Genomic DNA, 19,540 nt, shown 5'->3' on the forward strand with positions numbered 1-19,540 from the left:
TCGCGCGGCGGAGGGATCGGCGTGGCGATGACTGATTCGACGGGTACCACCTGGCGTTACACCTGGGCACGGCGGCAGAACGAGCGGCGGCGACGGTCGTACCGCGACGCCGAGCGGGCATGGCGACGCCGCGACGACGAACTGCGGCGACTCCGTGGCCTCGCCGTCAGCCTCAGGGGATCGGCGGCGGCGGGCGGCGGCCTGCCGTTGGCGCTCAGCCCCGGTGAGGCCGTCCTCTGGACGATGCCCGGCACCCAACTGGTCGAGGTGCGACACACGGGGGTGCTGCCCGCCCCCGACCTGGTGGTCGAACCGGACCTGCCGCCGCTGCGCCACCGGCTCCCCGACGGGGTCCGGGTCACCGACGCCGGCATCGCGGTGGTCACCAACCGCCGGCTGGTGCTGGTCGGCGGGCGCGGCCGGCGCGACTGGGCGTACGGGAAGATGACCGGCCTGTCCCACGACCCGGCGGCCCCGGTGACGCTGATCGGCGTCCTCGACCGGCGGCAGACCTCCGGCCTGCTGCTGCCGCAGGCGGCGGCGGCCGAGTTCCGGTTCGTCCTCACCCTGGCCTTCGCCGACGCCATCGAACAGCGGGCCGTGGTGGTCGCCCAACTCGACGACCTGATCGCCGAGCACGCCGAGGCCGCGCCGTTCCGGCCGGCCATCGCCACCCCCGGGCAGGCCCGGATCAGCGGCCGGATCCCCGGCGGCCGGCGCACCGTCGCCGTGGTCGCCGCGCTGACCCTGGCCGTGCCGGCGGTGCTGCTCGAATCCGACCCGCCGGTCACCCCGGAGGTGGCGGTGGCCGCCACCCCCGCCGCCGCGCCGTCGCGCACCGCGAAGCCGTCGCCGTCGCCGCGCCGGCCGTCCCCCTCGCCGTCGGTGGTGCGGGAACGGCGCTGCGGGGCACCCGCCAACCCGCTGGGGTACGACTACTGCGGGGGCGAGCGGATCCGCAAGCCCGATCACCGGGTCTGCGACTGGTTCGACTGCGTGCCGCAGTTCTGGGCCGGGCGTGGCTACCTGGTGCAGTGCGCGGACGGGGCGGTGAGCCTGACCGGCGGCCGGGCGACGGCCTGCGCCGGGCACGACGGCGTGCGCCGCACCGTCCACTCCTGACCAGCCAGCCTGACCGGCCGGCCGGCCGGGCGGTCGGCCGGGCCGGGCGATCGGGCCGGGTGATCGACACGGGTTCGGCGAAGTGGCGGTATCAGGACCAGCCCGAAACCGCCACCTCGCCGAAACCGTGTCGATCACCGGCGCGGGGCCCCGGGCGGTAATGCGCTCGCCCGCCTCGTGGGCCGCGGCTACCGTCCGGGGCATGTCCCGCACCGTGACCCTGGTCCTGGTCGACTGCGCCGGCCGGCCACTGGGCACGCTGCCGGCCTTCGACGTGCCGGTGCCCTGGTGGCAGGACGCCGCAGCGGTCGTCGCCGGGGCACGGCAGGCACACGGCGTCGAGGTGACCGTGCTGCGGTTGCTCGCCGGGCAGGGCAGCACGCCGCCCGGCGGCCAGGTCAGCTACCTGGCGGAGGCGGCCGGCCCGGTGGGCGTACCGCTGCGGCCGGTGGAGGTGGCGGGCCTGGCGGCGCATCCGCTGCGCGCGCCCTACGCGGAGCCGGGCGGGCCGGCGGCGAGCCTGGCCTGGGCCACCGGGCAGCTCGACCGGCTCGGCCGGCCGGCGACGGAGGTGACGCAGCAGCGCACCTGGAACCTGTCGGCGATCTGGCGGCTCGACGGGCCACACGGCACCGCCTGGCTCAAGCAGGTACCGGCGTTCTTCCGGCACGAGGCGGCGGTGCTGCGGCAGTTGCGCGACGAACCGGCCACCCCGACGCTGCTCGCCGACGACGGCGACGGGCGGATGCTGCTCGACCACGTGCCGGGGGAGGACCGCTACGGCGCCGACACCGCCGAACGCGACGCGACCGCCGCCGACCACCACCCCCTCCAGGTACGCGCGGTGCGCGCCACCGACCAGCTCGTCGCCGCCGGGGTGCCGGACCTGCGCGGTGCCGCCCTGGCCCGGTGGACCCGGTCGGCGCTCGCCCCGCACGCCGCCGACGGCCAGCTCGCCGGCCTGGACGACCGACTCGACGAGGTGGCCCGCTGCGGGCTGCCGGACACCCTCGTGCACGGGGACCTGCACCCCGGCAACGTACGCGGCGACGGGCAGCGGCGGACCATCATCGACTGGGGAGACTCCTTCGTCGGGCACCCGGCCTTCGACATCCTCCGGCTGACCGAGCGGCTACCCGCCGAGCCAACCTCCGCCCTGCTGGCCGCCTGGTGCGCGCGCTGGCGGGCCAGCGTGCCCGGCTGCCGGCCGGAGCGGGCCGTGGCGCTGCTTCGGCCGGTGGCCTGGCTGCGGATGGCGGCGGTGTACGCGACGTTCCTCGCCGGCATCGAGCCGAGCGAACGGGTCTACCACGCCGACGACGTGCCGGACTGCCTGGCGCGGGCGGCAGCCGAGGCAGACTGACCGTCACTCCGGCGCGTGGCAGACCGCCTCGACGTTGTTGCCGTCCGGGTCGCGGACGAACGCGCCGAAGTAGGTCGGGTGGTATTCCGGCCAGACCCTCGGGGCGTGCAGCACCTCCGCCCCGGCGGCCACCGCGGCGTCGTGGAACGCCCGGACGGCGGCCCGGTCGCGGGCGGTGAAGGCGATGTGCGCCTCGTGGCCCTCACCGGGTTTCGTCACCGGGCTGAGCCAGAAGTCGGGCCGCTCGGTGCCGTAGCCGACCACGTCGCCGAACTCCATCATCCGGCGGGCGCCCAGCGGGGCGAGGACGGCGTCGTAGAAGGCGAGGCTGGCGGGGATGTCACGGGCCTGGATGCCCAGGTGGTCGAGCACGGCGGTCTCCCTCGATGTGGTTGCCGGATCAGGCTAGAACCGGACTACGACACTCTGGTTCGTCCACCGGCTCCGGCACGGCCGAGCCGTCATGCGGCGATGGTCCGGGCGGCGGCGTACATGTCGGCAGGCAGTGGGTGGGTCAGCTCCCAGACGATCCGCATCGGCCGGTCCCCGCTGTGCTTCCGGTACGTCATCGGCCCCGCGTACAGGTAGGCGGGTGCGCCCAGGTCCCGGTCCGGCACCCGGGTCTCGCGCACGAACAGGTGCACCGTCGACCCCCGCTCCGCGTGGTGCACGTACCGCCGCCCGGTCGCCGACACCGCCGACGTGGTGCTCTGCGACTCCCACTGGAACAGCCGCTCGGTGATGGCCCGGTCGGCGTACATGGTGGTGGGAGAGTAGTGCTGCGCCGACTTGACCAGGGTGACGAAGAAGAGGTCCGCCTGTTCGGATTCCAGCCACTTCACCCCTTCCCGCAGCGACCCGGGGTTGGCCATCCCGAACGCCGCGCACGCCTCGTTGCGGCTGTACCGGGCGTGTACCCGCAGTGCGCCGACGGGTGCGGTGACCCGGTGGATGCGGTCCCGCAGCACCTCGGTGAGCTGGCGCAGTTCTACGCAGCGCGCCGGCTCCGCCCACAGCCGCGCCAGCCGCTCGCCCTGCGAGGTCAGCGGGGCGTTCGGCCCCCACAGGTCGAAGTGCAGCAGGTGCCACAGCCGCCCGTCCGGCGGTGGGTCACCGGCGGCGACCCGGGCCAGCAGGTCGAGCCGGTCGACGTCGTCCAGGTGCAGCATCCGTCCGATGGCCCGGCCCAGCTCCCGGTCGTCCGCACCGGCGGTCGAGGTGTCCAGGCCGGCGAGCCGCCGCAGCCCGGTCCATCCGCCGACCGAAGCCGATCGGTACACGTCCTCCACCTCAAGGCCGGTCTCCCGCAGGAACCCGGCGAGGTCGACGTCCCCGAGCTGCCGTAGCTCCGCGACCAGGCCCTTCTTCGAGGTCGGCAGGGCCGCGCGCAGGTTGCCGAGCACGATGTCCTTGGCGACCCGGTCCAACTGGACGTGGCAGCCGCTGGGCAGCGACGGAAAGTCCTGCTCGACCGCCGCCGTGATGGCCCGGCGGCTGACCCCGGTCAGCGCCCGCCACCGCAGGTCGAAGCGGAAGTTCGCGTGCTGCCCGCCGATGAAGTCGAGCACCGTCAGGCAGGGCTTGTCGTCGTCCAGGCGCAGCCCACGACCGAGCTGCTGGAGGAAGATGGTGGCGCTCTCGGTGGGCCGCAGCATCAGGATCGTGTCGACCATCGGCAGGTCGACACCCTCGTTGAACAGGTCGACGGTGAACAGCACCCGCAGCTTCCCGGCCTTGAACTCCCGCAGCAGCGCGTCCCGTGCCGCGCGGTCCGCCCGCGAGGTCACCGCCGCCGACGGTACGCCGTGCCGGGTGAACCAGGCGGCCATGAACTCGGCGTGCCCGATGCTCACGCAGAACCCGAGCGCCCGCATCCGCCCCACGTCGACGGTGTCCTGGGCAGCCTTCAGCACCATCCGGGCCCGCGCGTCGTTGCCGGTGTAGACGCCGTCCAACTCCGCCGGGTCGTACCCCTGCCCGCGCTTCCACCGCAGGTGCGACAGGTCCACGTCGTCGTGCGCCCCGAAGTACTGGAACGGTGCCAGCAGTTGCCGCTCCAGCGCCTCCCACAGATGCAGCTCCACGGCCGCGCGTCCGTCGAACCACCGCCGCACGTCGCCGCCGTCGGCCCGGTCGGGGGTCGCCGTCAGCCCGAGCAGTACGCGTGGCCGAAGCCGCTCCAACAGCCGGGCGTACGTTGGCGCTTCCGCGTGATGGAACTCGTCGACGATCACCATGTCGTACGCCTCGGGGTCGATTTCCCGGCGGTGTAGCGACTGGATGGAGGCGAAGACGTGCGTCCAGTCCTTCGGCACCTGGCCGCCCACCAGCGTCTCGCCGAAGCTGCCGTCCCCCATCACCTGCCGGAACGTCGACATGCTCTGCCGGAGGATCTGCTCCTGATGGGCGACGAAGAGCAGCGAGTCGACCTGCCCGGCGCGGCGCAGCCGCCGGTAGTCCAGGGCGGCGACGATCGTCTTGCCGGTGCCGGTCGCCATCACCACCAGGTTGCGGTGCCGCCCGTGCACCTGCCGCTCCGCGTCCAGGTCGGCCAGGATCTCCGCCTGGTACGGGTACGGCCGCACATCCAGGTTCGCGATCCGCGTCGGTGCGTCGGTGGGGCGCTCCCCGCTGAGCGCCTGCCGGAGCCGGTCGGCGTCCCTGCCGGGGTCGTAGTCCTCGAACGCCGGGTCGTTCCAGTAGTCCTCGAAAGTGGCGGTGAACGTGTCGATCACGTGCGGCTGCTCGATGTTCGAGATCCGGACGTTCCACTCCACCCCGTCGACCAGCGCCGTCCGCGACAGGTTGGACGAGCCGACGTACGCGGTGGTGGTGCCGGTGGCGCGGCCGAACAGCCACGCCTTGGCGTGTAGGCGGGTCGTCCTGGTCTCGTAGGAGACCTTGATGTCGGCACCCAACTCGGCGAGACGGTCCAGGGCGCGTTGGTCGGTCGCGCCCAGGTAGGTGGTGGTGATGACCCGGAGCCGACCGCCGCGCTGGATCAGCTCGCGGATGGCCGGTTCGACGATGCGCAGGCCGTGCCACTTGATGAACGCACAGAGCAGGTCGACGCGCTGCGCCGAGGCCATCTCGTGGGTGACCTCGTGGCCGATGCGCGGCTGGTGCCTGCCGTTGACCAGCAGCGCGCCGGTGGAGAGCGGGGTGGTGGGGCGCTGCGGGAAGGCCGGTGGTGCGGCAGGGGGTGTCGGTGGGGCGGCGATGGCGTGCAGCAGGTTCCTGGCGTCGGCGACGTGGTCGTGGTGGTCGGTCGCGGCAGGGCTGAGGGTGGCGATGGCCTCGGCGATGCGGTTGGTCAGGTCGACCTGACGGCGGAGCTTGTCGTCGCCGTTGGGGACGGCTTGCAGGGCACGGCTGACCAGGCCGGCAACGTGCCGGGTCAGCGGGTGGTGGGAGTCGGCGGGGTCCAGGGGGTGGTGCTGGACGTGGGCCGGGTCGAGGTGATGGAGATGGGTGGCGAGCTGGCGAGTGATCAGGTGCTCGTAGATGCCCCGCTCGTAATCCGTCACCCAGGTAAGTTAGCTGCCTCGGCCGGCTGTCACAGACCTGCCTGTGCTGGTGCGGCCCAACGCCACATTCCCTGGGAACTCTGAACCGCCAGTGCGATCGGGAAGTGTCTGTCTCTTGTGCCGCTCGGTCGAATCCCCATCGAGCTGAGCGTCGGTTAGGCCATGCCTGTGTCCCTGCCTGGCCTGGTGAGATCGACGAATGGTGTCCAGCGTAGGTCATGGTCGTGATCCCGCACCGATTGGAGACGCTTGGCGAACTCGGCGGCCACGTGCGCCGAGGTGGCCAAGAGTGGTACCGCAGCGGCAATCATCTTTAGTTCGCGGGCATCGCGGAGAATAGGCCAGCACGGGTCTGCGGTGACGTCGAAGCCGTAAGCATCGGCCAGAGCGCGGTGTAACCCTGAGCTTCCGAACCGGGCCTCGCCCACCGCGACCGCTACCAGATCAACCTGCCACGGGCCGAGGCACGTGGCGTCGAAGTCACACATCACGGCCCGGCCCGATGGCTCGCGAAGCAGGTTGCCGACGTGGGCATCCCCATGGATGAGCTTCCGGTCGGTGGTCCCGTTGAGCGCGGTGATCGGAGCGTCGAGGCGGTCGCACCACTCGATCAGGAAGTCACGGTCGCGACTATCAAGCCCCTCTGCGTCAGCCAACCGTCGACGTGCGTCGCCCACCGGATCCCACACGGGAAGCGGGAAGCGGGGAAGGGCGAGAGTGTGCAGCTCGCGTAGCACCAGGCCGAGGTCTTCGACCGTTGGTGCGGGCGGCTGTGGCGGAACGTATCGCCATACGGAAGCGGACATGCCACCGACCACGACCTGCCGATCGACGTTCGGTGCCAAGCGGATCGTCGGCGCGTCGATCTCGGCGAACCAGTGCGCAAGACCAATAACCTTCGTTACCCGATCGCGGAGGTTATGGGTGCGTGCGATCCGGATGACGATCCCCGCCCGGGGGAGGGCGAAAACGGCATTGTTGGTCAACTGCAACAACTGAGCGTCCTGGACGGGGAGCCCCAAACCCGTGGCGACTGCCCGCATGGCTTCGGTCATCGCTTCCGCAGAGAAACGGCCACTCACGCTGTTGTCCACGAATGAGCGGCTGGGCGGCGCTCGAACTCGGTCACCTCATGCAACGCTGACCCAGTCACCGGCTCAGCCCGCAGCCGATCTCGGAGGCGATCGACTTGCCCGGCGGAGGACGTCGACCACTGCCGGCCATCGTTCCGCCGCCATCTCGTCGTCGGGGCGGGGAAGTGGGCATCGTGGAAGACGACTCCCGCCGCCTGGTGCCGCCGGAGGCGTCCGGCGTCGGCGGGGTGGGCGGCAAGCGTCGCCTCCACGCGGGGGAGTCCGACGAATTCGCCGATGCGTTCCGCCGGCGGAGCGGCGCAGACCACGAGATGCATTGTTTCGGTCAACCTTTCATGCCCGCAGTATCATCCGCGTGTAGGACTACTCAGACCACATCCTCGACGGTAACCAACTGTCCAGCGCCGATGAACCGGCGTGCTACCAGCAGGCCTGCGTCGTGGGCGGCTTCGCCGCCATGGCTGCCACACGCATCCACGACCAGCCAGGGGTTGAAGTTTTGCTCAAAGGCGTCCACGGCCGATTTCAGCACACAGCTTTCCGTGGCGATTCCGCAGAAGACCAGATCCGTCCAACCCTCGCGCTCCACCAGCGCTGTCCCCTCTGGTGAGAAGTACGAGTAGATCCTCTTGTCGATGACTCGTTGCGCCCGACCTGCGTGCAGGGACAACTCCGGCACGATCTCTGTCTGAGGTGGACCCTGTAGGGCGGACCAGTGGATCAGCCGCTCGAAGGGCTCCCGGCATAGTTGTGGTAGCGGGTGAAGACCACCGGCCGTCCGGTCGCCTCCCAGCGGTCGACCAGTTCGACCACCTTGGGGATGACGCGCCGGCTCCGGTCGTTGATGAAGCCGTTCTGCATGTCGATGACGATCAGGGCGGCCCGCGTCTCGATCATGTGCTGAGGTCGCCAATCAATCCTGTGGTGTGGCCGCGCCGACCAGCGTCAGCATCTGTTCAGCCGGGCCGGGAGCGATGCCAAGGGTCACGGACGAGTGAGGGCAGTGGGCTGCTTCGATCACGGCCGATGACATGGCATCGGCCTCCCGGGCGATCGCCGTTCCGCCTGTCATCTCCCACGATTGCCGGGTCGAGTTAGGACGTCGTATAGGGGAGCACCGCTCCAACTCGGCTGGAGCTTGGCGACCTTTTGCCAGCCCCATGAACGGTAAGCCGCCTGAGCGGCGACATTGTCCGGCTCAGCGAGCAGAGTCGAACGCTCCTCGGCCCGGTTGCTCAGGAGTTCGTAGTGCAGCGCCCTACCGACGCCCCGATGCTGCCAGGCCGGATGTACAAGAAGCTCGCTTAGCGCGAAGGTGCGCGTCCCGTCCTCCTCCGTGAAACCGGCCGGGGCGGGTTGCTTGATGCCACCCCACCATCGCGTCTGCGCAGACAACGGGAATCCGTAGGTGTATCCCACCAGCTCGCCTTTGACCGTCGCCGTGACCAGATCCCACCCGGAAGACTGCATGTGTCCCGCGAGTTGTCGGCGGTAGCGGTCTTCACTGTGGAATTCACTGCCGCCGGGGTAGACCTTTAGGTAGAGGGCTACAAGCTCATCGACGATTCGTTGCGCCTGGCCGGCATCGTAATGGTCTAGCTGTGCGACTGCAGTCATAGCCTCACCGTCTGATCGTATGCGTCCATGAACTCGCGGGTCACCGAAGTCGCCTGCCGATGTTGCCCGACGTTCCTCCGAACCTGTGCCAGCAGTCGGTTCACTCGTCCCGAACTCATCTGGCTCACCGCGAGCAGTGCGTCCTGGCCGTGTTGGGCAGCTCCGTTGACATCTCCTTGGCGGTACATGGCGTCAGCGAGTTGGACCGTGTAGTAAGTCTGGTTGCGCCGGAAGACAGGGGATGGGCTCGTCGTGATTGCTCGAAACGACTCGATGGCACAATCGGGCCTGTTCAGAGCAAGGTAGGACAGGCCCGCGATGCCATTCAATTCCTGAGCAGTGACGAACTGAAGGAACGGAAGGTCGTCTTCATCGGTTCCGCGCTCGAAGGCGTGCTTGGCCTTGGTCAGCTCGCGGTTGAAACCACTCCCATCCCGTAGTGCGGCATAGGCGCGGGCAGTGCGCAGGTGTAGCAGGGTAGTCAATCGAGGCGTGGCCCAACCGATGGATGCCCGAAAAGCGGCGTCCGAGCAGTGTAACGACTCGCTCGGTCGGTCGTCCCGGATCAGCAACATGGAAAGGCAGGCCAGGGCGCCCACCTCGGCCTGCTGGTCGTCAGCCATTCGGGCGCGGGTGATGGCTTCGTTGAGGTAGGGCCTTGCCTCCGGCCGCCGATCGGCGTCTATTGCGAGCCAGGCGGCCTCGACGGAGAGGTCTGCCAGTGCGCTTTGGAGGGCGTTGCCCACCTGCCTGCTGTAGGTAGCCTTCGCCGCCCAGAGGGACATCCGGGCGTGTACCTGCATGGCTACGTCGCATAGAGAGTCGGCACCGACCGCCGCATCGACCCGTCGCAACTCCTCGACCAACGAACTGGCGAAGTGCACATGCTCCAACTCAATGCTCCTGGGAGCGTCCGACTGCGTCGACAGCAGGCCGAGGTAGCCGGTCGCGCCGATCCCCGCGAGCGCGGCCAGTGTGTTGAACCGTCGTCGGTCCGTGGTGCCACCCCCGGTGCCTGCCGTGACGGGTGCTCCGGCCGCAGCAGCTACCTCGCTGCCGATCCTGCTTGATTCGCTGGCGATACCGCTACGACTGGCTAGGCGTCTGCGGCCGGGCAGCTCGAACCACAGGTGCTCGGCAGGTATTCGTAGGAGTTGCGCCCAGTATGTAAGCCGGTCCAGGTGCACCAGCGGCGGCCCGTTCTCCACTCGGCTCAACTGCGCCTGCGTGATTCCCAGCCATCCCGCCACCACCGCCTGCGGGAGCGGGTGCCGCCCGTGGTACGGGTGGCAGCGGTATGCCCGGATCACCCGTCCGAGATGCCGTTCGGCAAGCGCCTGCCGTACCGGATCGTGCTCCCAGAAGGAAGCTGGCACCACCGGTGGTGCGCCGAGCCGGTCCCGCTCGGCGGCCTGGCAGGGCGCGCAGCGTCCGGTGCCGTTGTCGCGGGCGAGGCGCCCGCCGCACCGTGGGCAGTTCGCGTGTGTCACCGGCAACCTCGCCATTCGCGGGCGCTTGCGTCCGAAGTCGAGCGTAACCATTCAACTCGCTCTGTCGAGGATCGGTATACGTAGCGCGCATATCGAGGACGCTCCCGCTCATGTCCCGCCGGCCGGATGGCCTGCCCGCCGGAGGGTGTCGACCACGACCGCCCATCGGTCGGCCGCCATCTCGTCGCCGGGGGGCGGAGGAGGTCGCCGTCGTGGAAGACAACGCCCGCCTCCTGAAGCAGCCGGACGTGTCCGGCGTAGGCGGGGTGGGCGGCGAGCGTCGCCTTCACCCGGGGAAAGACGTGGATCGGCAGCCCGCTGCCGACCGCCTCGTTGAGGATCCCCAGCGCAAGGGTGTCGCTCGCCCCCACCGCCCACTTGTTCACCGTGTTGAAGGTGACCGGGATGACCAGCATCGCGTCGGCGGGCGGGTGCGGCTCAGCACCCGTTGATCGTCCATGCCAGCAGTGTCACCCATCCCCGATTGTCGGGCGTGAGTAGTCGAACGGATGCGCGGGGTGCATGCCACGCACGATCACCGCCACATAACGGAACCCCTGGTCAGCGGCGATTGTCGACCCCATGGCCCGGGGCGGGTGCGGGGTTCCCGGGCTGCGTCGACCCGAACGACGCAGACCCGTCCCCGCCCGCCCCGGCCCCACTCCACCCTCCGCGACGTCCAGGGGCGCAGACACCATGAGTATCGCCGTAGCAGACTTTCCCGTCTCCATTCCGGTCACCGACGAGGACCTGGCCTACGCGGTCAGGGCCGTCCGTACCCACGTACCCGAATCCTGGCCGGCGGGGTTCCTGTGCCGCAGCGAGCGGGTCCCGTACCCGTGCCGGCTGGCTCGCTGGGGTGTGGCCACCCTGGCGGCGGCCGGCCGGACGGGGCAGGCCGGATGAGCGTGACGTCGGAGGAGATCGTGCGCCGGTGGCTGCGGCTGGTGGTGGCGGATGCGGAGCTGTCCCCGTACCTCGTCGGGGTTGATCTGGATCGGCTCACCGCGCACCTCACGGCGAGCTTGACCGCCGCGCTCGTCGGTGAGCCGACGGACGCCTGGGGTGGGCTCGGCCTGTCGGAGGCGCAGCGTCGGCGGGTCGGCGACTACCTGGTCGGGGTGTGCTGGGCGGGCGACCTGTCCGACGAGCGGATCGCCCAGGTGCGCCGGGCGGTGGGGCCGTGAGCGACGCCGACGACCTGCGGGTGGCGCTTCCGGGCCGGCTCTCCGCCCCCGACGCCCCGCTGCTGCTCGCCGCGCTGCGCCAGCTCGCCGTCGACGCGGAGCCGGCGGCGCGGGCCGCGCTGCTGACCGTGCTGGGCCACGCCTACCGCCGGTACGACCTGCTGCCGCACGCCGCACCGATCGGCGAGCTGGCCGGGGTCGACATCCCGACGGAGGTGATCCGGCAGGCGGCGGCGCGGGCCGGCGACGGCGCGCCCTGGCGGCCCGCCGAGGTGGTCGCCCACGACCGCCCCTGCGACAGCGTCGCCATCCTGACGGTACGTCCCTGGCGGCGGCTGCCGTACCGCCCCGGCCAGGCGGTACCCGTCAACACGCCGCGCCACCCCGGCCACTGGCGCTGGTACTCCCCGGCCAACAACCCGCGCCCCGACGGCACCGTCGAGCTGCACGTCCGTGCCGTCGCCGCCGGCACCGTCTCTCGCAGCCTCGTCCACCAGGTACGCCCTGGCGAGTTGCTGTGGCTCGGCCCGCCCCGCGACACCGGCCTGCACCTGCGCGACGGCGACCTGCTGCTGGCGGCCGGCGGCACCGGGCTGGCCCCGCTGCGTGCCCTGGTCGAACAGGTCGCCGCCGCCCCCGCCGGCCGCCGGGTCACCCTGGTCGTCGGCGCCCGCACCTTCGTCGAGTTGTACGACGCGATCGCCCTCGACAAGCTCCAGTGCGCCCACGACTGGCTGACCATCGTGCCCACGTTCTCCCACGACCCGCACGCCGAACCCGCCGAGCAGGGCGACGCGATCACCCTCGCCGTCCGCCACCATCAGCCCCACCATCAGGTGTACGCCTGTGGCCCGCCCGCCATGGTCGACGCCGCCCGCCGCTGGCTGACCGTCGCGGGGGTGCCCGAGGATCGTCTCCACCTGCCCGGTCCGGTGGCCTGGTGATGGGGGTCTACCGCAGCGCGCACGCCCTGGCCGGCCCGCTCACCCCCGAACAGGTCCGCGCGGTGGCGGTGCCCCTCGCGCCCCGCCACCGGCGTGGCTACCGGACCGACGAGGTCGACGCCCTGCTGCACCGGCTCGCCGCCGAGCCCACGTCGGTCACCAGCCTTGCGCCCACGACGCTGTCCGCGACGAGCCGTCCGGCGGTCAGGATCGCGGGCAGGTTGTCGACGTGGGTGAAGTGCATGATCAACGCTCGTTCGGGTGGACGCTGCCGGACCATGCCTCAGTCCAGATCGCCTGGGTCGATCCCGGATTTCCTCCGGCATGCTCGCCGGATTGGTGGAGGTGCCACTGTGCGGCGGCGTGAGCCTGCTTCTGGGCGCGTACCTGTCGCTGGTGCCCGCTGCATCTCGTTGAGGATGCCCACATCGGTCCTATGTGTAGCGAGGGATGGTGGAGTCGACACCATAGCCACCGCGCGATCGGTCGGACACCCTGCGCAACGGTCGGTCGCCGCTCTGTCGGCGGTGAGTTGAACGCTTTATCCCGGATAAGGGGTTTTCCATTGTCAGATCCTGAACAGGAAGCGGTAGGGTGCCTGGCGATCGTGGGAGGTGACGTCGATGATGCTCGGGCTGGAGGTGCCGCCCGCCGTCGAGGCGGAACGGGTCGTCACGGCTGTCCTGGCCGACCTGCGCTCCGGGGACCACCGTGGCGTGGTGGTCGACTCCCCGCCCGGGGCCGGCAAGTCGACTCTCGTCGTCCGCGCCGCCGTCGAGCTGGCCGCCGCCGGTGAGCCGCTGATCATCGTCGCGCAGACCAACGAGCAGGTGGACGACCTTGTCGACCGGCTCGCCCGGAAGGCCCCCGAGCTGCGTATCGGCCGGCTGTCGGCGACCGACTACCAACCGTCCGAGCGGGTCCGGGGCCACCACACGGTCCGGGTCGCCGCGAAGGTCGCCGACCTGGGTGGTCCGGCCGTCATCATCGGTACGGCCGCGAAGTGGGCCACGGTCACCGAGGGTTGCTGGCCATGGGCGATCGTGGACGAGGCGTACCAGATGCGCTCGGACGCCCTGCTGCGGGTGGCCGGCAGGTTCGAGCGGGCGCTGTTCGTGGGTGATCCCGGGCAGCTCGACCCGTTCTCCACCGTCGAGACCGTACGGTGGACCGGCCTGACCTGGGATCCGATGCAGGCGGCGGTGGCGGTGCTGCTGCGCCACAACCCGGAGCTGCCGGTGCACCGCCTGCCGGTGTCCTGGCGGCTGCCGGCGTCGGCGGCGTCGGTGGTCGCGGCGGCGTTCTACCCGTTCACCGGTTTCCGGGCCGGCACCGGCCCGGCCGACCGGGCGTTGACGCTCACCGGACCCGGGCCGGGCGACGCGCTCGACGCGGCGGTGGAGTTGGCCGCCGCCACCGGCTGGGCGCTGCACGAACTGCCGGCCCGGCACACCCTGCGTACCGACGCGGAGGCCGCCTCGGCGTGCGCCGCCCTCGCCCTGCGGGTGCTGGACCGGGGAGCGGTCGCCGTCTCCGAGCACGCGCCGGCCGGGACGCCGGTCACCGCCGACCGGATCGCCGTGGGCGCCGCGCACCGCGACCAGGTCGCCGCGATCCGCGCCCACCTCGGCGAGGCCGGGGCGGGCATCACCGTGGACACCGCCAACCGCCTCCAGGGCCGTGAGTACGACCTGACGATCGTGCTGCACCCGCTCTCCGGCCGACGGGACGCGACGAACTTCCACCTGGAGTCGGGCCGGTTGTGCGTGCTGACCTCCCGACACCGGCACGCCTGCCTCGTGGTGGCCCGCGCCGGCATCGGTGAACTGCTGGACGCCCACCCGTCGACGGAGTCGGTGCACCTGGACGTGCCGGTGAAGTTCCCGGACGGCTGGGCCGCCAACCACACCATGCTAACGCATCTCGGCGCGCGGTGAATTGCGCTCAGGAGTCGGAAGCTTTGATCGGGTTCAATTGCCGCCGTATGGAACTTCCATCTGATTGCAGCCTGAAGATCCGGCCCGAACTGGTCGGTTTGGCGACAGGAATGACGAGCCTCCGAGCCTGGTGATCAGGAAGAAACATTTCCTATCCTGGTCGTGGCGGAGAAGTTTATCTATTTCTTGTCGCCGCTCCGGTGGCCGCGCCGGGGTTGCCGCCTTCCGTTCTGCGCGCTAACACCGCGAGGTGCCGAATGGTCTTGTCCCACTCCTTCCGTATCGGGCTCGCCGCCGCGCTCGGCGGGCTCCTGACGATCCCCGCAACCCCCGGTCCGGCAGTGGCCGGCGTCGTCGCGCCCCGGGCGGAGGTGGCGGCCTACCTCGCCACGCATCCCGGCGGCCTCGCGGTCAACGACAACGAGATCAGCTACGGCGGTGGTGCCCTCGTCGTCACCCTGCGGGCACCCGAGCGCGACTACGCCGTCGCGGACTGCCCGATGGGGTGGTACTGCTTCTACGAGCGACCCAGCTTCGGCTACCCCCGGGGCAAGCTCTCCACCTGCGGCCGACAGAACCTGGCGACCTGGCAGTGGCAGTTCCGGGTCGAGTCGGCCCACTACAACATGGGCAGCGGCTCGGTCACCTTCTACTACTACGACACCGCGCTGTTCAGCATCGGCGCCGGCAACCGGATCCGATCCGACGCCGCGCCCTACCGGAACTGGGCCAACTACGTCGGGCGGTTCTGTTAGGAACCACCGGCTCCCCGGGGGTCGGCGCACCGCCCGCCCGTCGTCGTGGCCGTCCTGGTGCCGGCGAGGAACAGGTAGTAGCTGAGTGCCGAGTCGCCCGCTCCGGTCGTCTCGTGGCTGAGCAGTCTGCCGCTCTTCTCGTCGAAGGTCAGGGCCTCCCGGCGTCCCTCGCCGTCGTCGGCGCTGATCACGTGTCCGAACCGTTCCGCCCGGTCGGGGTACCTGCCCCGGTAGGTGATCCCGGGCGTTTCGGCGAGCAGGCGGAGTAGGGCGGCGCGCTGGCGCGGGCCGAGCGGGCGGTACCGGTGGAGCTGCCCGACCAGTTGCAGGAGGCCGGCGGCGTTGTGCAGTTCGGGCGGCCCCTCGCCGCGCAACTCGACGAAGTACGCCCGCAGCCCGGCCGGGTCGTCCGGCGGGCTCGGCGGGACGTCCATAAGCTCGTTCGCGGCGTAGTCGGTGACGGTCGGCCTGCCCGAGCGGCGTCCGTCGACGTTGACCACGGTCCGGCGGCCGGACCGCTGGGCGGTCCACCACAACCGCTCCTCCTGGTAGCGGCCCAGGTCGTCGGAGTGCGGCTCCAGGTCCCTCGGCGACCACACGTGCAGGCAGGTGAACGTGTACCTGCCGTTGGCCGTCGGCTCCGGTAGCTCCTCGACGACCTCCGCGAGCTGCTGGAGCTTCACCAGCGGACCGGCGTTGCCGACCGGTGACGCCTCCTGCGGCGTACCGCCACTCGACTCCTCAGCCGGCTCCCTCGGGCCCGGGGGAAAAGTCCACCCCTGCGGTTCGCGCTCAGCCGTGCTACCGGGCAGGGCCAGGGACGCCAGGCAGGAGCAGAGGACCGCGACGGCGAGCCGGGCGAGCCGTCCCCTGCGCGGCGTGCCGTCCTGGACGGGCGGAGGGAACGGGCGGGTGGTCATCCCCCGCCGAGGATGCGGGATCCGCCCCGACCAGCCCGGGGTGGGTTGGCGCAGCGCGCTGTCCGGCGGGTGCGCGGTGATGGTGGACACCCGTCGGCCCGTGGCCGGACCGGTGGCCGCCACCGGGTCGTGTCGGAACCCGGGCAGCGACGGCCCGGATCGGGGCGCGAGTGCCGACACCCGGTGCCGGCCCGGCCGGGCCGGCACGACGGTCGGCTCCGGCGCATGCGAATACCCGGACACGACCACCGGGTGGGCGGGCCACACCCCGCACCACGGCGACACCTCCTCGTCGGTGGGGAAGTGCCTCGCGCCGGCCGGTGCGGGTGACATCGGGGGCGCGGGCAGCGCCGCGACCGCGTCGGACGGGGTGGGTGTGCACGTGGGAAGCAGTTCCTTGCGGCACGCCTCCGCCGCGTGGGCAGCCAACCGGAGGCACCACCGGTGGCCGGCGTCACCGAGGTTGTCGAAGGTGGTGCAGACGATGGCTTGGCCGACCAGCGAGAGTAGCTGCTGGACCCGCCACTCCAGCTTCCAGTTGCCGGCCCCGGCGTACGCCATGCCCGCCTCGTGGGCGATCCTGATCAGCTCGGTGAGTTCCGGGGGCAGCGACTCCGACGGCGGGCCTTCGGGTGCGACCAGCAGGCGCAGCAGCGCCTCGGCCTGGTCGCTCGGCAGCGGGTCCCGCGACGACCCGTCCTTGCCCGGCGTCGGCGCCACCCACCGCAGTAGCGTGGTGAGGAGCAGGAACACCGGGTCGCGCGTCAGCGGCGCCCGGTCCTCGTAGGCGCCCAGGTCGACCAGCCAGAATTGGCTGGGGTCGACACCGTCACCGACGGCGGCGACGAGAATGTTGCCGCCGTGCAGGTCGCCGTGGGAAAAGCCGTGGACGTGGTCCAGCGGGGCGGAGCCGAGAGGAGCGTCACCGCTGGTCATCCGCAGCGGGTTCGGCAACACCGTCCCGTCGACGTCCAGCCAGTCCGCGTCGAGGTCGGCCACGCCCAGCCGCTCCGCCCGGACGCGGGCCTCCGGCAACGCGCCGGTCACCGCCAGTTCGCGCCGGAGGTAGTCGGCGACCGTGGTGGGGCTCGTCGGCAGCCCGTCACGCTGGGCCTCGCCCCGGCCGTTCCAATCCTGTAGGAGGGCCGCCACCACCTTCCCGAAGGACTGGACGAGGGCGTTGCCGGTGAGTTCGCCCAACTCCTTCACCCGGTCGCCGCCGTTGGCGACGTCCTGGAAAGTCAACCAGCGGCCGTCGCTCACCGGGTGGCAGCCGTGGTGCGACTCGACCAGGTGACGGTCGGCGAAGCCGGGGGAAGCCTTCCGGGCCAACCGGTGGCGCGCGACCTCGTCGGTGTCCGGCGCCGCCGGCAGGACCTTGACGAGCAGTTTGCGGCTGCGATCGCGTTGCAGCTCGTCGGGGGTGGTGATGGCGACGGTGAACAGGAACGCCTCCGTGTGTCCCGCCGCGCGACGGGCGTTCGACACTTTCCCGGCCCTGCTACCGCGTTTCCTGGCCCACTCATCGAGCGCGGCCGTTACCTTGCTGTCCTGCACATGCCCTGCGAGGCCGGCGTCGGGACCCTGGTTCATCGTCGTCGTTGAACCTTCTGCTGCGAGGGGTGGAGCGGGTGAGGGCGACCTGATGTGCCGCCGGGGAATGGGTACGTGGGTGCACGCGGGACTGAAGCTACCGCAAGTCGCACCGAAGCCTTCACTAATTCGCGTGTCAGCGAAAATGCCTACTTAGCGGTAGCTATCCGATCACTTCAGGGTGTCGTCCGGCTACCTCCCGTCACATCTAGCGGGCTGGATATAGACTCGGTCACCGAACCGGGAGGTCGATGTGACCGAGCGTACTGATTCTCTGCTCAGTCGGCAGAACGATCCGGAGATGATGTCGTTGCTGCGGGCCATGTCGGTCTGCCACGCTCGCGCCCAACGGCTCGACGGCCTGCGGATGTGGATCTCCATAGGAGTCGGGGTCGCCGGTGCGGTGGTCGCCTTCACCGGCGTGTCGGGGACAGCGGTCACCGCCGTCGGCGCGCTCTGGGCAGTGGCCAACGCCGTCGGGCTCGGCTCCTGGTCCAATGGGCAGATCCGGCGGGCGGCCACCCTCCAGGAGATGTTCGACGTGGACCTCTTCGGACTGCCGTGGAACACCGTGGCGGTCGGGGAGCGGATCAGCGCACACGAGGTCAGCCGCCTCGACCGTGCCTACCGGGGCGGGGAGCGCTACCTACGCGACTACTACGAGGTACCGCCCCTGCCCACCCCGTACGACGTGCTGGCCTGCCAGCAGCAGAACCTCGGCTGGGGTGCCCGGCTCCGCCGCCGCTACGCCCACGCCGTGCTCGCCGGGGTGGCGGTCTGGGTGCTGCTCGGGATGGTCTTCGGAGTGGTGGCCGAGCTGACCGTGGCGCAGTTGCTGCTCCAGTGGTTCGTCCCGTCCCTGGGTGCGCTCCTGTTCGGCGTGGAGATCTACCGGGGTCAGCGGGACGTCGCCGTCGACCGGGACCGGGCCATGGCGATCCTGCAGAGCTGCGTCACCTCGGCCGTGCGACGAAACGACACCCCGTCCGCCGCGACCGAACTGCTGACGGTGGCCCGCCAGGTCCAGGACGTGATCTTCCATAGTCGACGGGGGCAGCCGAGGGTGCCCAACTGGTTCTTCCGCCGGTTCCACGCCGCCGACCGGGTCGACTTCCAGTCCGCTATGACCCACCTCGCCGAACTGCTCAACGCGCCGGCCCCGGTTGCCCGCCTCGACGCCTGACGGGTCGACCCGCGCGGCCCCTGCCGCCGCGTGCCTGATCATCTCCGCCTGGCGGCGGCTGGGGCTGACCGACGAGCAGCACTGGCGGGTGCTAAATGCCTCGCCGCCGTGCTCTGGGGCCTAGATCTGCCGGTCGACACGATCGTCGCGGCCCAGCGCGTCGCCGCCGGTGAGGCCCACGGATGACCCGGCCCGCCCGTCAGTCTGGCCGGCGGGCGGGGCCGACATCGGGTCGTTGTCGGTGCTGGCTGCTTGAATGGGCGCCGCCGACACCGAGGAGGGGCAGGGATGACCGAGGTACGCATCGCCCGCTGGGACGCCGACGACCTGGATCTGCTGCGCCGGCTCAACGCCCCGGAGATCCGCGACCACACCGGCGGTCCGGAGACCGACGAACAGGTAGTCGCCCGGCACGAGCGATACGTACGCGGCCCCGGCCCCCGCAGCGGCCACATGTTCACCGTCGTACTGCCCGACGGGCGCAAGGTCGGCAGCGTCGGCTACTGGGAACGGGTCTGGCACGGCGAGCCGGTCTACGAGATGGGCTGGGCCATCCTTCCCGCGCACCAGGGCCGGGGCCTGGCCACCGCCGCCGTGCTGGCGACCGTCTCCGACGCCCGCGCCCGGGGCCAGCACCGGTGGGCGCACGCCTACCCGTCGGTGGACAACCCGGCCTCCAACGGGGTCTGCCGCAAGGCCGGCTTCACCCTGCTGGGCCCTACCGAGTTTGAGTACCCGCCGGGCCGGCTGATGCGCTCCAACGACTGGCGGTTCGACCTGACCGCCCCGCACTGAGCGGCCCGGCCGA

The 19,540-nt window shown here is 71.1% G+C and carries 19 protein-coding genes and 1 pseudogene; 10 read left to right on the plus strand and 10 right to left on the minus strand.

The annotated features are described in order from the left end of the window. Positions 1-21 precede the first annotated feature (21 nt). Positions 22-1,122 (plus strand): hypothetical protein, encoded by a 1,101-nt coding sequence (locus ACIQG9_RS04640; protein WP_400398410.1) that lies wholly within the window; start codon positions 22-24, stop codon positions 1,120-1,122. A 202-nt stretch (positions 1,123-1,324) separates the two neighbouring features. Then, positions 1,325-2,485 carry a phosphotransferase family protein gene (locus ACIQG9_RS04645; RefSeq protein WP_400398412.1) on the plus strand — a complete coding sequence of 387 codons (1,161 nt, stop codon included), beginning with the start codon at positions 1,325-1,327 and terminating at the stop codon, positions 2,483-2,485. Between the two features lie 3 nt (positions 2,486-2,488). Here the strand turns inward: ACIQG9_RS04645 and ACIQG9_RS04650 are convergent, their stop codons facing one another. The 8 genes from ACIQG9_RS04650 to ACIQG9_RS04685 form a co-directional block, all read right to left on the minus strand. Then, positions 2,489-2,857, minus strand: coding sequence for a VOC family protein (locus ACIQG9_RS04650; RefSeq protein WP_400398414.1), 369 nt, complete (start codon positions 2,855-2,857; stop codon positions 2,489-2,491). Between the two features lie 89 nt (positions 2,858-2,946). Then, positions 2,947-6,012 (minus strand): DUF3427 domain-containing protein, encoded by a 3,066-nt coding sequence (locus ACIQG9_RS04655; RefSeq protein WP_400398415.1) that lies wholly within the window; start codon positions 6,010-6,012, stop codon positions 2,947-2,949. A 155-nt stretch (positions 6,013-6,167) separates the two neighbouring features. Next, the gene (locus ACIQG9_RS04660; protein ID WP_400398795.1) at positions 6,168-7,067 is read right to left on the minus strand and encodes a phosphotransferase; all 900 of its coding nucleotides are present in this window, start codon (positions 7,065-7,067) and stop codon (positions 6,168-6,170) included. Positions 7,068-7,473: 406 nt separating this feature from the next. Next, positions 7,474-7,899 (minus strand): isochorismatase family protein, encoded by a 426-nt coding sequence (locus ACIQG9_RS04665; protein ID WP_400398796.1) that lies wholly within the window; start codon positions 7,897-7,899, stop codon positions 7,474-7,476. Further along, complete coding sequence (locus ACIQG9_RS04670; RefSeq protein WP_400398416.1) at positions 7,827-8,003, minus strand: isochorismatase family protein; 177 nt, start codon at positions 8,001-8,003, stop codon at positions 7,827-7,829. The genes ACIQG9_RS04665 and ACIQG9_RS04670 overlap by 73 nt, the downstream gene beginning before the upstream one ends. A gap of 171 nt (positions 8,004-8,174) precedes the next feature. After that, positions 8,175-8,723, minus strand: a complete 549-nt coding sequence (locus tag ACIQG9_RS04675; RefSeq protein WP_400398418.1) for a GNAT family N-acetyltransferase — start codon at positions 8,721-8,723, stop codon at positions 8,175-8,177. Continuing rightward, entirely contained in the window at positions 8,720-10,213 is a 1,494-nt protein-coding gene (locus ACIQG9_RS04680) for a hypothetical protein (RefSeq protein WP_400398420.1), read from the minus strand. The genes ACIQG9_RS04675 and ACIQG9_RS04680 overlap by 4 nt, the downstream gene beginning before the upstream one ends. Beyond that, positions 10,210-10,629: a hypothetical protein gene (locus ACIQG9_RS04685; RefSeq protein WP_400398421.1), complete on the minus strand. Its 420-nt coding sequence runs from the start codon at positions 10,627-10,629 to the stop codon at positions 10,210-10,212. Before ACIQG9_RS04685 ends, ACIQG9_RS04680 begins: the two co-directional genes overlap by 4 nt. Before the next feature lie 280 nt (positions 10,630-10,909). Here ACIQG9_RS04685 and ACIQG9_RS04690 point away from each other — a divergent pair, with 280 nt between their 5' ends. From ACIQG9_RS04690 to ACIQG9_RS04705, 4 genes and pseudogenes are all read left to right on the plus strand, one after another. After that, entirely contained in the window at positions 10,910-11,119 is a 210-nt protein-coding gene (locus tag ACIQG9_RS04690) for a hypothetical protein (RefSeq protein WP_400398423.1), read from the plus strand. Then, positions 11,116-11,400, plus strand: a complete 285-nt coding sequence (locus ACIQG9_RS04695) for a hypothetical protein (RefSeq protein WP_400398425.1) — start codon at positions 11,116-11,118, stop codon at positions 11,398-11,400. Before ACIQG9_RS04690 ends, ACIQG9_RS04695 begins: the two co-directional genes overlap by 4 nt. Next, positions 11,397-12,344, plus strand: coding sequence for an FAD-binding oxidoreductase (locus ACIQG9_RS04700; protein WP_400398426.1), 948 nt, complete (start codon positions 11,397-11,399; stop codon positions 12,342-12,344). Before ACIQG9_RS04695 ends, ACIQG9_RS04700 begins: the two co-directional genes overlap by 4 nt. After that, a pseudogene (locus tag ACIQG9_RS04705) lies at positions 12,344-12,445 on the plus strand (hypothetical protein); the annotation flags it as partial. The gene ACIQG9_RS04700 and the pseudogene ACIQG9_RS04705, both read left to right, overlap by 1 nt. Here the strand turns inward: ACIQG9_RS04705 and ACIQG9_RS04710 are convergent. Next, on the minus strand, positions 12,442-12,624 hold the full coding sequence (locus tag ACIQG9_RS04710) for a DarT ssDNA thymidine ADP-ribosyltransferase family protein (protein WP_400398428.1): 183 nt from the start codon (positions 12,622-12,624) through the stop codon (positions 12,442-12,444). The pseudogene ACIQG9_RS04705 and the gene ACIQG9_RS04710 sit on opposite strands and share 4 nt — an antisense overlap. 343 nt (positions 12,625-12,967) lie before the next feature. On the opposite strand from ACIQG9_RS04710, the gene ACIQG9_RS04715 reads away from it, so the two are divergent. Both ACIQG9_RS04715 and ACIQG9_RS04720 read left to right on the plus strand, forming a co-directional pair. Continuing rightward, a complete protein-coding gene (locus ACIQG9_RS04715; RefSeq protein WP_400398429.1) occupies positions 12,968-14,281 on the plus strand; it encodes an AAA family ATPase in 1,314 nt (437 codons plus the stop codon). A 257-nt stretch (positions 14,282-14,538) separates the two neighbouring features. Beyond that, positions 14,539-15,036 carry a hypothetical protein gene (locus ACIQG9_RS04720; RefSeq protein ID WP_400398431.1) on the plus strand — a complete coding sequence of 166 codons (498 nt, stop codon included), beginning with the start codon at positions 14,539-14,541 and terminating at the stop codon, positions 15,034-15,036. Here ACIQG9_RS04720 and ACIQG9_RS04725 read toward each other — a convergent pair. Then, positions 15,033-17,444: a hypothetical protein gene (locus ACIQG9_RS04725; RefSeq protein ID WP_400398432.1), complete on the minus strand. Its 2,412-nt coding sequence runs from the start codon at positions 17,442-17,444 to the stop codon at positions 15,033-15,035. The two genes, ACIQG9_RS04720 and ACIQG9_RS04725, sit on opposite strands and share 4 nt — an antisense overlap. 358 nt (positions 17,445-17,802) lie before the next feature. Between ACIQG9_RS04725 and ACIQG9_RS04730 the strand changes: the two genes are divergently transcribed. Together ACIQG9_RS04730 and ACIQG9_RS04735 are read left to right on the plus strand one after the other, a co-directional pair. Then, positions 17,803-18,732 carry an S-4TM family putative pore-forming effector gene (locus tag ACIQG9_RS04730; RefSeq protein WP_400398433.1) on the plus strand — a complete coding sequence of 310 codons (930 nt, stop codon included), beginning with the start codon at positions 17,803-17,805 and terminating at the stop codon, positions 18,730-18,732. Between the two features lie 288 nt (positions 18,733-19,020). After that, positions 19,021-19,527, plus strand: coding sequence for a GNAT family N-acetyltransferase (locus ACIQG9_RS04735; protein ID WP_400398435.1), 507 nt, complete (start codon positions 19,021-19,023; stop codon positions 19,525-19,527). The last annotated feature ends 13 nt before the right edge of the window (positions 19,528-19,540 follow it).

This window comes from Micromonospora sp. NPDC092111, from assembly GCF_044755745.1.
In the GTDB taxonomy this organism is placed as follows: domain Bacteria; phylum Actinomycetota; class Actinomycetes; order Mycobacteriales; family Micromonosporaceae; genus Micromonospora.

Excerpts from the sequence above, each read along its gene's own strand:
- ACIQG9_RS04675 (WP_400398418.1), bottom strand. The coding sequence starts at position 8,723 with ATGACTGCAGTCGCACAGCTAGACCATTACGATGCCGGCCAGGCGCAA.
- ACIQG9_RS04690 (WP_400398423.1), top strand. The coding sequence starts at position 10,910 with ATGAGTATCGCCGTAGCAGACTTTCCCGTCTCCATTCCGGTCACCGAC.
- ACIQG9_RS04685 (WP_400398421.1), bottom strand. The coding sequence starts at position 10,629 with ATGCTGGTCATCCCGGTCACCTTCAACACGGTGAACAAGTGGGCGGTG.
- ACIQG9_RS04695 (WP_400398425.1), top strand. The coding sequence starts at position 11,116 with ATGAGCGTGACGTCGGAGGAGATCGTGCGCCGGTGGCTGCGGCTGGTG.
- ACIQG9_RS04670 (WP_400398416.1), bottom strand. The coding sequence starts at position 8,003 with ATGATCGAGACGCGGGCCGCCCTGATCGTCATCGACATGCAGAACGGC.
- ACIQG9_RS04735 (WP_400398435.1), top strand. The coding sequence starts at position 19,021 with ATGACCGAGGTACGCATCGCCCGCTGGGACGCCGACGACCTGGATCTG.
- ACIQG9_RS04660 (WP_400398795.1), bottom strand. The coding sequence starts at position 7,067 with ATGACCGAAGCCATGCGGGCAGTCGCCACGGGTTTGGGGCTCCCCGTC.
- ACIQG9_RS04710 (WP_400398428.1), bottom strand. The coding sequence starts at position 12,624 with ATGGTCCGGCAGCGTCCACCCGAACGAGCGTTGATCATGCACTTCACC.
- ACIQG9_RS04715 (WP_400398429.1), top strand. The coding sequence starts at position 12,968 with ATGATGCTCGGGCTGGAGGTGCCGCCCGCCGTCGAGGCGGAACGGGTC.
- ACIQG9_RS04645 (WP_400398412.1), top strand. The coding sequence starts at position 1,325 with ATGTCCCGCACCGTGACCCTGGTCCTGGTCGACTGCGCCGGCCGGCCA.
- ACIQG9_RS04720 (WP_400398431.1), top strand. The coding sequence starts at position 14,539 with ATGGTCTTGTCCCACTCCTTCCGTATCGGGCTCGCCGCCGCGCTCGGC.